Source organism: Streptomyces sp. NPDC046900, from assembly GCF_040644975.1.
Lineage (GTDB): Bacteria > Actinomycetota > Actinomycetes > Streptomycetales > Streptomycetaceae > Streptomyces.
Map to the genome: position 1 here is coordinate 49,068 of NZ_JBEYXD010000031.1, position 11,660 is coordinate 60,727.

General features: G+C 71.4%; 9 protein-coding genes and 1 tRNA gene. 6 read left to right on the forward strand and 4 right to left on the reverse strand.

The window, feature by feature from the left end; translation table 11 throughout:
• Window positions 1-776 precede the first annotated feature (776 nt).
• Window positions 777-1,235 (forward strand): DUF485 domain-containing protein, encoded by a 459-nt coding sequence (locus ABZ904_RS26935; RefSeq protein WP_360997908.1) that lies wholly within the window; start codon window positions 777-779, stop codon window positions 1,233-1,235.
• Entirely contained in the window at window positions 1,232-2,869 is a 1,638-nt protein-coding gene (locus ABZ904_RS26940) for a cation acetate symporter (protein WP_360997910.1), read from the forward strand. Before ABZ904_RS26935 ends, ABZ904_RS26940 begins: the two co-directional genes overlap by 4 nt.
• 30 nt (window positions 2,870-2,899) lie before the next feature.
• On the opposite strand, the gene ABZ904_RS26945 is transcribed toward ABZ904_RS26940, so the two are convergent.
• From ABZ904_RS26945 to ABZ904_RS26955, 3 genes are all read right to left on the reverse strand, one after another.
• On the reverse strand, window positions 2,900-3,784 hold the full coding sequence (locus tag ABZ904_RS26945; protein ID WP_360997912.1) for a cellulose-binding protein: 885 nt from the start codon (window positions 3,782-3,784) through the stop codon (window positions 2,900-2,902).
• Window positions 3,785-3,973: 189 nt separating this feature from the next.
• Window positions 3,974-6,706 (reverse strand): SUKH-4 family immunity protein, encoded by a 2,733-nt coding sequence (locus ABZ904_RS26950; protein ID WP_360997914.1) that lies wholly within the window; start codon window positions 6,704-6,706, stop codon window positions 3,974-3,976.
• A 9-nt stretch (window positions 6,707-6,715) separates the two neighbouring features.
• On the reverse strand, window positions 6,716-7,744 hold the full coding sequence (locus ABZ904_RS26955) for an SMI1/KNR4 family protein (RefSeq protein ID WP_360997916.1): 1,029 nt from the start codon (window positions 7,742-7,744) through the stop codon (window positions 6,716-6,718).
• Between the two features lie 263 nt (window positions 7,745-8,007).
• On the opposite strand from ABZ904_RS26955, the gene ABZ904_RS26960 reads away from it, so the two are divergent.
• The gene (locus ABZ904_RS26960; RefSeq protein WP_359400355.1) at window positions 8,008-8,508 is read left to right on the forward strand and encodes a YwqJ-related putative deaminase; all 501 of its coding nucleotides are present in this window, start codon (window positions 8,008-8,010) and stop codon (window positions 8,506-8,508) included.
• A gap of 68 nt (window positions 8,509-8,576) precedes the next feature.
• Window positions 8,577-9,071: an SUKH-3 domain-containing protein gene (locus ABZ904_RS26965; RefSeq protein WP_359400358.1), complete on the forward strand. Its 495-nt coding sequence runs from the start codon at window positions 8,577-8,579 to the stop codon at window positions 9,069-9,071.
• 60 nt (window positions 9,072-9,131) lie between these two features.
• On the opposite strand, the gene ABZ904_RS26970 is transcribed toward ABZ904_RS26965, so the two are convergent.
• Entirely contained in the window at window positions 9,132-10,451 is a 1,320-nt protein-coding gene (locus ABZ904_RS26970) for a histidine kinase (protein ID WP_359400361.1), read from the reverse strand.
• Between the two features lie 210 nt (window positions 10,452-10,661).
• Between ABZ904_RS26970 and ABZ904_RS26975 the strand changes: the two genes are divergently transcribed.
• Window positions 10,662-11,489, forward strand: a complete 828-nt coding sequence (locus ABZ904_RS26975) for a hypothetical protein (RefSeq protein WP_359400436.1) — start codon at window positions 10,662-10,664, stop codon at window positions 11,487-11,489.
• Between the two features lie 29 nt (window positions 11,490-11,518).
• Window positions 11,519-11,590 (forward strand) — tRNA-Gln (locus ABZ904_RS26980).
• Window positions 11,591-11,660: the final 70 nt, after the last annotated feature.

Here is an 11,660-nt window from a genome sequence, read left to right on the forward strand (position 1 = left end):
GTGCGGAACGCTCCGGGCGAGTGACCGAGGGCCGCCCGGGCCCCGAGCCGGCGTGCGCCGGGCGGCAGGCCATGCCGTCACCACGCCCGCCCGACGGCCAACTCCCGTACGTGCCGCACGATCGCGCTGCCGGGCGGTGCCGCAAGGTGCTTCAGGCCCGTCGATCGCGCTGCCTGGCGGTACCGCAGGCGCTTCAGGCCCGTGCGGAACGCTCCGGGCGAGTGACCGAGGGCCGCCCGGGCCCCGAGCCGGCGTGCGCCGGGCGGCAGGCCATGCCGTCACCACGCCCGCCCGACAGCCAACTCCCGTACGTGCCGCACGATCGCGCTGCCGGGCGGTGCCGCAAGGCGCTTCAGGCCCGTCGATCGCGCTGCCCGGCGGTACCGCAGGCGCTTCAGGCCCGTGCGGAACGCTCCGGGCGAGTGAACGAGAGCCGCCCGGCTCCCGAGCGGGGGCACGCCGCGCGGCAGGCCATGCCGTCACCACGCCCGCCCGGCGGCCAACTCCCGTGCGTGCCGCACGATCGCGCTGCCGGGCGGTGCCGCAAGGTGCTTCAGGCGTCGCCGTAGGCGCCGGGAGCCGGCCGCGCGGACCGGCGAGACGTTCAAGCTTGAAGTAAACGCGGGTAACGACACAGGTCGGTGAAGTAAGCGCATACCGACCGCTCAGTTTGGTGAAAAGCCCACACGCCCCGGAACGCCACGAGTAGCGTGCGTCGCCACCCCCCGCTCCCTGCGGTCCGCCGCCACGGACCCGAGCCGGCAAGGAGATACGGGATGCCCGAAGCATTTCTGTCGTCGCACTCGTCGCCCGAGCACATACCGCCGAACTCCTCTTCACCGCACCACTCGTCGCCGCCGTACCCGACCTATCCCTGGCAGCCGCCGCCCGACGGGCCGGGCCGGAGGCGGATGCCACGCCACCAGCCGGTCGGGCGCCACAGCGATCTGCGCGTTCTGCGCAGCGCCTACCGCCGGCTGCGGCGCGTGGCCACGCTCACCGCGCCGGGCTACTTCACGCTCTTCCTGGTGCTTTCGGCGTTCGCACCGTCCTTCATGGCGAGGCCGGTCTCCGGCGGCCTCACCATGGGTCTGCTGCTGGGCCTGCTCCAGGTCCCCGTCACCTGTCTCGCGATCGCCGTGTACGAGTACACGGCGCGCCGCACCGTCGACCCGATCGCCGACCGCATCCGCAGACAGTCCGCGCTCGACGCCAGGCGGGAGGCCGCGCGATGACCGCGGCGAGCGCGGTCGGCGGGCTCACCGGGTTCAGCAGTTCGGCGCAGACCATGTCGCTCGTGGCGTTCACCTCCGTCGCCACCATCACACTCCTGCTGTGCGTGATGACCGGACCCGACCGCGACGACCTCGACGCGTTCTACACCGGCTACGGCTCCCTGTCCCCGATGAGCAACGGCCTCGCCATCGCCGGGGACTACATCTCCGCCGCCACCGTGCTCAGCACCAGCGGGATCATCGCGCTCACCGGGTACGACGGTGTCGTCCTCGCACTGAGCACGGTCCTGTCGCTGATGCTGCTGATGTTCCTGCTCGCCGAACCCCTGCGCAACGCCGGCCGGTTCACCATGGGCGACGCCCTCGCACGGCGCATGCCCGGGCGTGCGGTCCGCATGACCGCGTGCATCGTGACCATCGCCGCGCTGCTGCCTTTGATGCTCGTCCAACTCGCCGGGGCCGGTGACCTGCTGGCCTTCATCCTCGGTTTCGCCGGCGACTCCCTGAAGACGGGCTGCATCATCGGTCTCGGCACCCTGATGATCAGCTATGCCGCGATCGGCGGCATGAAGGGCACCGCCCTCATCCAGATCCTGAAGATCGTGATGCTGCTCGGCTCCGGCGGGGCCGTCGCCGCGCTCATCCTGTACCGCTTCGGCTGGGACCCCGGCGCGCTGCTCCAGGCCGCCGCGCAGAACAGCGGCGCCGGGAACGCCTTCCTGCACTCGGGCCTGGAGTTCGCGAGCGGCCCGGCCCCCCGGCTCGACATGATCACCTCCGAGCTGACGGTGGTGCTCGGCGGCGCCTGCCTGCCGCACATCACCATGCGCATGTACACGGCCAACAGCGCCCGGCAGGTGCGCCGCTCGCTGTCCTGGGCGGTGCCGTCGGTGACCCTGTTCGTCCCCGTCATCGCGGTCGTCGGGTTCGGCGCGACCGCCCTGATCGGGCGGGAGACCATCGCGGCCGCCGATCCGCAGGGCCGCACGGCCTATCTGCTGGGATCCCGGGCGGCGTTCGGGCCGGACCTGTCGGCCGCCGCGACGCTGCTGTTCACCGCGGTGACGACGGCGATCTTCCTCACCCTGCTGGCGTCCGTGGCCGGAATGATCCTCGCCTGCGCCAACTCCCTCGCCCACGACGTGTTCGCGTCCCACGTACGGGACCTGGCACCGCGTCGTGAGATGACGGTGGCACGGCTGTCGGCGCTGGCGGTGGGCGCCGTGGCGATCCTGCTCGCCACCCTCGTCCAGCATCTCAGCCTTCAGCCGCTGGTGACGCTGTCGTTCTGCATCGGGGCGTCCGCGATCGCGCCGGCGCTCGTGTACACGCTCTTCTGGCGCCGCTACACCCGAACCGGCCTGCTGTGGACGCTGATCGGCGGCACGGTGGCCACACTCGTCCTGATGACCGGCACCAACCTGGTCTCCGGCACCCCCGGCGCGGCCTTCCCGGAGGCGGACTTCAACTGGTTCCCGTTCACCACCACCGGTCTCGTCTCCGTCCCGCTGGGCTTCGCCTTCGGCTGGCTCGGCACGATCGCCTCCGGCCGGCGCCAGGCCGCAGAACAGCGCCGGCAGTACGAGGCGGTGGAGGGATGGATCCTCGCGGGCGCGGTGCGACGAAGCGGCTGACGAAGGGGCGCCGCGGACGGCCGGGGCCGCCTACTCCGCGGCGGCCCGGCCCATCAGCATGGCGAGGCTGTTGCGCACATGGTCCATCTGGGCCTGCACACAGTCCCATTGCTCGGCGTGCTCCCGCAGCACCCGCTCCGTCTCCCTGGCGATGCGCTCCTCCGTCAGACGCGCATCGGCGATCAGCTCGGCGGCGCGTGTCTGGGCGTCCCGCTGGAGGTGCCTGGTCGCCTCCTCGGTCTCGGCCAGCGCCCGCTTCGCCTCCGACAGGGAAGCCTCCGCGCGTGCCACCCGCTCCGCCTCCGACGCCTCGACCGCGGCGGCCCGCACCTCCGCTGCACGCTCCTCGCCCTCCAGGCGTTCGGCGTGCTCCCGCTCCTGCTCGGTGAGGAGCGTCTCGGTGCGCTGCCGTACCTCGCGCAGCGCGGCCAGCGCCTCTCCGCGCCCCTCCTTCACCTCGCGCCGCGCCGCGATCCGTACATCGTCGGCCTCGGCCCGGGCGGCCAGCAGCCGGGTGCGGATCCGCTCCTCGGCCTCGGCGCGCACCGCGTCCGCGCTCGCCTGCGCGGTCTCCCGCAACTGCCGGGCGGCGTCCTCCGCCGCGTCGACCAGGGCCTGCGTCTCCTGCCGCGTCTCCTCCCTGAGCGTGGCGGCCTGCTCCTGCGCCATGCCGAACAGCTGCCGGGCCCGGTCGCCGAGGGCCTCGTACGTCTGGGGGCCCAGTTGCGCCACCGTCTCGCGCAGCCGCTCCAGATCGCCCTCCATCTCCTTGGCCAGCACGGTGAGCCGGGCGGCTCGCTCCCAGGCGGCGTCGCGGTCCTGCGCGAGGGCCGCGGCGTACGCGTCGACCTGATCGGGACGGTAGCCGCGCCGCACGGGCAAGAAACCGCGCGGCGACCCCGATGTGCTGCTCATGGATCCCCTCTCCGCCTGACCCACACCGGTCGATCATGTGCGCACATCTTGATGGATCAGGCAGAAGTGTTCATAACGCGACACTCCTCATGCAAGCAACGGATAACGCCGAAGAGCACCTGAAAAAGGGGCTGGGCCCGATCGCTCGTGCGACCGGGCCCAGCCCCATGGCGTTGCGTCAGGAACGGGTCACAGCAATCCGTCCCACATCTGCTCCAGCAGCACCGACCACCAGCTCTCCGGCGAACCGAGCGCCGCCGGGTCCAGCGAGGCGAGCTGCGCCTGGAAGTCGACCGTCCAGCGGCCCGCCTGCTCCTGGTTGAGCCCGAACCGAAGCCGCCACATCCGGCCCAGCAGCGCCAGACAGCGCGCGAACTCCGGCAGCCCGCTGTTCACGAACTGCGGCGGCACCGAAACACCGCCGACACCCGCTTCCACGGGCACCGCGACGATGTTCGCCGTGCCGTACTGCACACAGATCGCCTTGCCGAAGTCACTGCCCATCACCAGATACGAGCCCGCGTCCTGGGCGGGCTGCACTCCGCGCTCCTGCGCCAGCTCCGCCAGCGTGGGCACCGGACGGCCCGGCTGGGCCTGCGCCCAGAAGAACGGGCCCATGTCGAACGGCAGTCCGGCCACCACCAGGGTGTGCGCAACGATCGGCGGCACACCCTGCCGGGAGACCGCGGCCTGGTCGAACCTGAAGATCCCGGGACCGAACGCACCGGCCAGCTCCTGCGCGATGCCCTCCGGCGGGATCGGCGGCGTCGGCTGCAACGGGGGCAGCGGCGCGCGCACCGGACCCGGGCGCGCCGGACCGTCCGCCACCTGATGCAACTCGCCCTGATGCGCGAGCAGTTGCTGCATGCCCTGCTGACGCGAGGCATGGTCGGTGCCGTACGGGGCGATGCTGGTGATCCGGGCCTGCGGCCAGTTCTCCCGGATCATCCGGGAGCAGTACGCACCCGGCAGCTCGCACGACTCCAGCTCCGTGTGCAGCTCCAGCACCTGGTCCGGCGGCACGTTCATCGCCCGCAGCTCGTGGAAGATCTGCCACTCAGGGTGCGGGGTGCCCGGCGCCGAACGCCGGATCACCTGCTGCTCGGAACCGTCCTGCGCGCGGTAGCGCAACACGGCCTGGTAGCCGGGGCCGACCGTCGGCTGCCCGGGAGGCGGATACCCGTACGACGGCTGCTGCCCGGGCAGCGGCTGCCCCGGAACCCCGTGGGGAGCGACGGGCGGCACACCCGGCACCCCCGGGGGCGGCGGCGGAGGCGTACCGGGCGTCCCGGCCATCATGGTCTCGGCGTGATGCACGGCACCGGGAGCACCCGGAGCGGCGGGGGCAGCCGGGGCGCTCGGCGCACCCGGAGCACCGGGCGTCGCGGGAACACCCGGGGCGCTCGGCGCACCCGGAACACCGGGCGTCGCGGGAACACCCGGGGCACCGGGGGGCGTACCGGGCGCGCCAGGAGGCCCCGGCGGCTGCGGAGCACCCGGCCCGCCCGGACCGGCCGCAGGCGGCCCGGCAAACACCGTGGCGGCGTGATGCACACCGCCGGGAGGCGTACCACCCGGCTGATGCGGAGCACCCGGCGGCTGCGGCTGAGGAGGCCCCGGCTGGTGCGGGGCACCCGGAGCGCCGGGCGCTCTCGGAGCCTGAGCCCCACCGGACTGAGGTGTACCCGGCGTCGCCGTGCCGTCCGGGCCGAGCTGCGAGACGAGTTGTGTGGGCACGTAGCCGCCCTGCGCGGCACCCGGCGGCGGAGGCGGAGGTGCGGCGCCCGGTCGCGCCCCCGGCGTGCCCGGCACACCCGGCAGCGGGGGCAGGGGCGCACCACCGGCGCGCGCGGCCCGCGGAGGCGCCGCCTTGCTGGTCGCGGCGTCGGCGATGTCCTCGGCGTTCGGCGCGAGCCGCGGGCCGGGCCCGGCCGCACCGGCCGGGGGCTGCGGCGGACGGGGCGCACCGGGAACAGGCGCACCGGGACCGCCCGCAGGACCCTGTGGATAGCCGTACGAAGGAGCACCGGGAGGCGGCGGCGTACCAGGAGCACCCGGCCCCTGCGGCCCGACCGGCGAAGTCTCACCCGGCACACCACCGGGACCCTGCGGATAGCCGTACGAAGGCCCCGCCGGAGCCGGAGCACCCGGCCCCTGCGGAGCGCCCGGAACCCCCGCTTCCGGCTCGTCCACCACCGGAGCCACCGTCGTGCGGGGCAGCCGGCTGCCGCCCTTGATCAGCGCGGTCTGCGCGTCCGGCGCGGACACCGGCGGCGTATCTGCGTCGGCATCGCTCAACTGTGGCGCGAACACCGTCGCCGGCAGCGGAACCGAACGGTCCTCGCCCGCCTCGGCGTTGGTGTCCGTCCCCGTCCACGGCGTCGCCCCCGCCGGCGCACCCTGCGCCGCGTTCCCGCCCCCGGCCGCAGGCCACGCCGAACCCGAGGACACCGGCTCCGCCGGGGTGGCGGCTGCCGCCGGACGCACCCCGGCACCCGCACCCTCGGACGCCCCGGACGAGGCCCCGTCACCACGGCGGCGATCCGGGATGCCCATCCTGTCCGCCGCCTCCTGGAGCCACTCCGGCGGACTCAACAGGAACGACGTCTGGTTCAGATCCACCCGCGCAGCACGCGCCGGCGACGGCTGCGGCACCGCGTCCCGCGCCCCGTACTCCTCCTCGTACCTGCGGATCACCTCACCCACCGGCAAGGCCGGCCACAACGTGGCCTCACCGCTGTCGCGGGCGATCACCAGCCGCTGCGCGCCCCCGTCCGACCGAGGCCCCTCGGCGCGGTCCTCCGCCCACACCACGAAGCCGAGCTCGAACTCCCGTACCCGCACCTCACGATGCTGGTACGACGGCACATCACCGTTGATCCACTCTTCAGCGCGCTCCTGCGCCTGCGCGAACGTCACCATCGGCTCGACTCACTCCCCCACCGAAGACGCCGGAGACACCGGCACCGCACGCGCGAAACCGCCGTCCACCATCAGATTCGCCACCGTCTCCAGCTCCGGCGGACTGCCCACCAACCGCGACAGGAACTGATCGAAATCGTCACCGCACGGCAGCAACAACCGCTGCACACGGTCCGCCGGAGGCCACGACGCATCCACATCACGCGCGTCGTCGTACGCACAGAACCAGACCGAACCGATCCGGTCGCCCCTCACCTTCACGGCAAGCAGACCGCCCTGCACAAAACCGACGGCCAGGTAATCCTTCGTCAGATGATCACGCAGACACTTGTTCACATACACAAGGTCGTTGACCGCCGCCTCATCACGCACCGTGAAGAACGGCTGATCCAGCAGCAGACCCAGCTCCGGATCGAACGCCACACCCACCGGCGCACAACCACCCGCCGCCTTGAGGAACGAACGGTAGGCACCCGGCAGCCGGTACCCCAAGTCCTCCTCGACGCCCTGCACCTGCTGCTCCGACACAGCGACCGACGACCTCGGCAACCCCAGGTGCGCCGGACGCGTCTCCTGCAACGGCCGCGTACCACGCTTGTTCTGATCGACGTTCGCCGTCGCGATCCCGCCGTGATGCCGCAACAGCGCCTTCACCTCGACCGGGACCAACTCCAGGCGCCGCGACCCCCGAACGTGATGCCACGTCCAGCCGTGCGGCGTCGCCACCGCCGGAATCGAGTCCCACAGATCGTGCCCCGACACCGCCAGCGCCGCGTTCGCGGACACGAAATCCGTCAGCCGCAACTCATCCACACCGAACCCCTCCGGAGGCTCGGCGATCTCCGCGGCCGCACGTGCGTACGGCGAGAAGTCCGGGTAGCCGTGCTCATCGACACGCACCCCTCCCGGGTGACGAGCAGCCCTCACCGGATCCGGAAAGTGCACCACCTGCCCGGCATAAGCCGCGTTCGGCGGCGCGACCTGTCCCCCGGCCTGGCCGCCGGGTGGTACTCCCAGCCCGAGCCGACCTGTCGTCATGACGATTGCCCCCTGCGGCGCTCTGTCCGGCCTCTACGGCCCTGTGGATCGCGGATGTCGACAGCCTAAGCGCTACGACGACACAGGTCACCGGCCTCAGGTCCGCCACCCACCGACCCCCGGCCACCCCGTGACCAGCCGTCACCCCGCCGTGACGCTACGACCAAACCCTGGCGTGTCGCAGCGCCCCAGCTTCCGCATCAGCGAGGGCATTTGGCAGTCTGTGTCCACCCAGGGGGGATGCAAGGGAGGGGAAGACGATCATGACAGCGACACAAACAGGCACTTCGGGAGACCCACGCATCGGCTGGAGCGCCACCGAGGCCACCCCCGCCCCCACCCTCCGCCACCGCCGCGACGGCATACTCCCCACCGTCGCCGCCGCCCTCTCCGTCCGCGGCACCACCCTCACCGGCACCGCCGGACGCGGCGACCAGCCACCGATCCTGCACCCACTCGTACAGGACTTCCTCGATACCCTCACGAGCGGCCAGCGCGACCGCTTCACCGGACGCTGCGCCGAAGCGATCCTCATCTCCCGGCACATCGCCGCCGCCGACGCCGCCCGCAGCAAACGCGCCGCCCGCAAACCCATGACCAACGGCGAAGCCCGCAAAGCCCTCAAACAGGCCAAGCTCACCACCCGCCGCATCCGCGAGGACGGCGACCCCCTCCACGGCAGCTTCGCCACCCCCTGCCACGCCTGCACCGCACTCAGCGACCACTTCGGCGTACGCATCGTCGACCCCACCGCACAGGACTGACCCCACAGCCCCCACCGCGACCGCACCACCACCCGCGCCGACCACGGCACACGACGAACGAAGGGCAGATGCACACCGACCGCACCTCGACCACACGCTTCCCCGTCCCCGTCGACGCCGCACTCCGCGCCGCCGGCTGGCAACCGGGCCGCTGGGACATAAAGCAAGCCGAGATCTGGGCCGACACCCTCCGCAGCCACGAATCCCCCGCAGGCCACCGCCACGCGGTCTTCCCCGCAGCCGTCGAGGCCTGGGCGGAATTCGGCGCCCTGCACATCACCGCACAGGGCCCCGGCCGCGGCCTCGCCCCCGCCGCCCTCCACCTGGACCCCCTGCACGGCCTCCACATGGCCCGCACCCTCGGCGACCTCGGCCGCGCCCTTGACACCGAGGTCTGCCCCCTCGGCGAGGAAACCGACAGCCGCACCCTGCTCGCCATAGACACCGAAGGCCGCGTCTACGCCCTCGACCACACCGGCGACTGGTACCTCGGCCCCGACATCGACCACGGCCTCACCACACTCCTGGCCGGAATCGAACCCGTACGGCTCACCGCCGGCTGACCACACCGGGCACACCCGAGAGCCACAACCCGCCCCGCGACAGCACGGCGCGGCCCCGCCTCACGCCACCTGGGCCGGAATCACCGCCGACACCCGGAACCCACCCGCATCCGTCGGCCCCGAAACAAACACCCCACCCAGCGCGCTGACCCGCTCCTTCATCCCCACCAGGCCATTGCCGCCACTCGGCAACCGGGCCGCCTCCGCCGAACCCGGCTCCGGCGGCGGCTCGTTCTCCACCTGCATCGCGATCTCCGCCGAACGATGCGCAAGCCGCACATGCGTCTTCGCACCCGCCGCATGCTTGTGCACGTTCGTCAGCGCCTCCTGCACCACGCGATACGCCGTCTGCTCCACCTCACGCGCATACGAACGCACCGCGCCCTCGACCGACAGATGGACCACCATCCCCGCCGCCGCCGACTGCCCGATCAACTCCTCGAGCTCGGCCAGCCTCGGACCGTCCGAACCCTCGTCCACAGCCCGCGACACAGCAGCCGCAACCACCGCACCCACCGAAGCCGACGGCACCACCGCCCGCGCCTGCCGGCCCACCGACCCCTCACCGCTGCGCAGCACACCGAGCATCTCGCGCAACTCCGTCAGCGCCTGCCGGCCCATGTCACCCACCAGCGCGGCGTTCCTGACGGCCTTCTCCGGATCCTTCCGCGCCACCGCCTGCAGAGCCGCCGCATGCACCACCATCAGACTCACCCGATGAGCGACGACGTCATGCATCTCCCGCGCGATCCGCGTCCGCTCCTCGTTCCGCGCCCACTCGGCCCGCTCCTCCGCCCGCTCCGCGAGCAGCATCAGCTCCCGCTCCAACGAGTCCGCCCGCTCCCGCAAGCTCTCCATCAACCGCCGCCGGGCACCCACATACAGACCCAGCAGCACCGGAGGAGCCGTCATACCGAGCGCCGTCGTCACCGACAGGAACGGAATGAACCCGCCGGCGATCGCCAGATCCCCCCGCACCATCCCCTGATGCGCCCGCACATACGTCACGATGAACATCCCGGCGAACGACATCCCCGCGAGCGCCCCGATGATCCGCCGGGGCAACTCGGACGCGGCCAGCGTGTACAGCCCCACGAGCCCCAGCAGGAACCCCATCTGAGCCGGCGTGATCGCGATCGAGACCAGCACCACGGCGATCGGCCACTTCCGCCGCAACAGCAGCGTGACCCCGGCAAACAGACCGAACACCATGCCGACAGGGACCGGCAGCCCGGCGTCCCGCGAGAACTGGATCCCCTCCACCGCACACTCCACGGCGGACACCGCCGCGAGCGAGACATCGAGCATGGCACTACGCCACCGCGCCCACCACCACGGCCCGGTGTCGGCCCCGGTGTCGACTTCCCCCGTCGTGGTCATGGCTCCCAGCCTACGGGCGCAAGGCCCGGGTTTTCCGGCGAGTTTCGACGGCTGAATCACACCACACTGCGTAATCGAACAGGAGCGAAACCGACCGCAATCCCTCGAACTGCTGAATCGCGCACCGTTCGACCCCGGACGTCCACATTCCGCCCGGACGGTATGCCCATGGCACATGCATGAAGCAGCAAGTACGCGGACTTCGAGCGACTGAGGGAACAGGCGGTGGCGCTACGGCGCGCCGGGCTCAGCCTTCGGCGGATCCGTGACGAACTGAAGATCTACAACAACGACATCCTCAACCAGCTGGTGAAGGGGGAGCCGCCACCGGAGTGGACCAAGCGCCCGCGAGCCAAGGACGACCTGCGGGAGAGGGCACGGGAGCTGAGGCTCCAGGGCTGGACATACGACCGGATCGAGGCGGAGCTGGGGTGCTCAAAGAGCTCGGTCTCGCTGTGGGTGCGGGATCTTCCAAGGCCGGAACGTCGCGACCCGACGGAGCAGGCGAAGCTCGCGGCACGCAAGCGCTGGGAACATGAATCGGCGGTACGAGACGAGAAGCGACAGCAAACCAAGACGACCGCCACGCGAGAGATCGGAGAGATGTCGAGCCGGGACCTGTTCATGGCAGGCGTGGCCCTCTACTGGGCCGAGGGGCAGAAGAGCAAGCCGTACCAGCGCCGGGAAGCCGTCGTCTTCGTCAATAGCGACCCTTCGGTGATCCAGGTCTACCTGGCATGGCTCGACCTGCTCGACCTGCTCGACGTGACGCGCGACCGACTGCGGTTCCGCGTCATGATCCACGAAACCGCCGACGTGGCCGCCGCAGAGCGACACTGGGCCGACCTCGTCGGCATCGATGTGTCCGACCTCCAGAGGACGACCCTCAAGAAGCACAACCCGAAGACCGTCCGCAAGAACACAGGAGACGACTATCACGGCTGTCTTGTCATTCGCGTTCTCCAAGCAGCCGAGTTGTACCGTCGCATCGAGGGCTGGTGGTGCGGCATAGTAGGTGCCGCGACGTCAGCGGACTAACAAAATGTCCGCTTTAGCTCGCTACGCCATCCCCTGTGGTGTAATCGGCAACACGGGTCACTTTGGATGATTTGTTCCAGGTTCGAGTCCTGGCAGGGGAGCCGCAGCGCACAAGACCCAAGTTCGGGCCCTGACAGCACCGTCAGGGCCCGCTCTCATGTCCCCCCATGA

What these genes read in the sequence shown, in the direction of transcription:
- ABZ904_RS26945 (WP_360997912.1), bottom strand. Translation starts at nt 3,784, where the DNA reads ATGAGCAGCACATCGGGGTCGCCGCGCGGTTTCTTGCCCGTGCGGCGC.
- ABZ904_RS26955 (WP_360997916.1), bottom strand. Translation starts at nt 7,744, where the DNA reads ATGACGACAGGTCGGCTCGGGCTGGGAGTACCACCCGGCGGCCAGGCC.
- ABZ904_RS26970 (WP_359400361.1), bottom strand. Translation starts at nt 10,451, where the DNA reads ATGACCACGACGGGGGAAGTCGACACCGGGGCCGACACCGGGCCGTGG.
- ABZ904_RS26935 (WP_360997908.1), top strand. Translation starts at nt 777, where the DNA reads ATGCCCGAAGCATTTCTGTCGTCGCACTCGTCGCCCGAGCACATACCG.
- ABZ904_RS26950 (WP_360997914.1), bottom strand. Translation starts at nt 6,706, where the DNA reads ATGGTGACGTTCGCGCAGGCGCAGGAGCGCGCTGAAGAGTGGATCAAC.
- ABZ904_RS26940 (WP_360997910.1), top strand. Translation starts at nt 1,232, where the DNA reads ATGACCGCGGCGAGCGCGGTCGGCGGGCTCACCGGGTTCAGCAGTTCG.
- ABZ904_RS26965 (WP_359400358.1), top strand. Translation starts at nt 8,577, where the DNA reads ATGCACACCGACCGCACCTCGACCACACGCTTCCCCGTCCCCGTCGAC.
- ABZ904_RS26960 (WP_359400355.1), top strand. Translation starts at nt 8,008, where the DNA reads ATGACAGCGACACAAACAGGCACTTCGGGAGACCCACGCATCGGCTGG.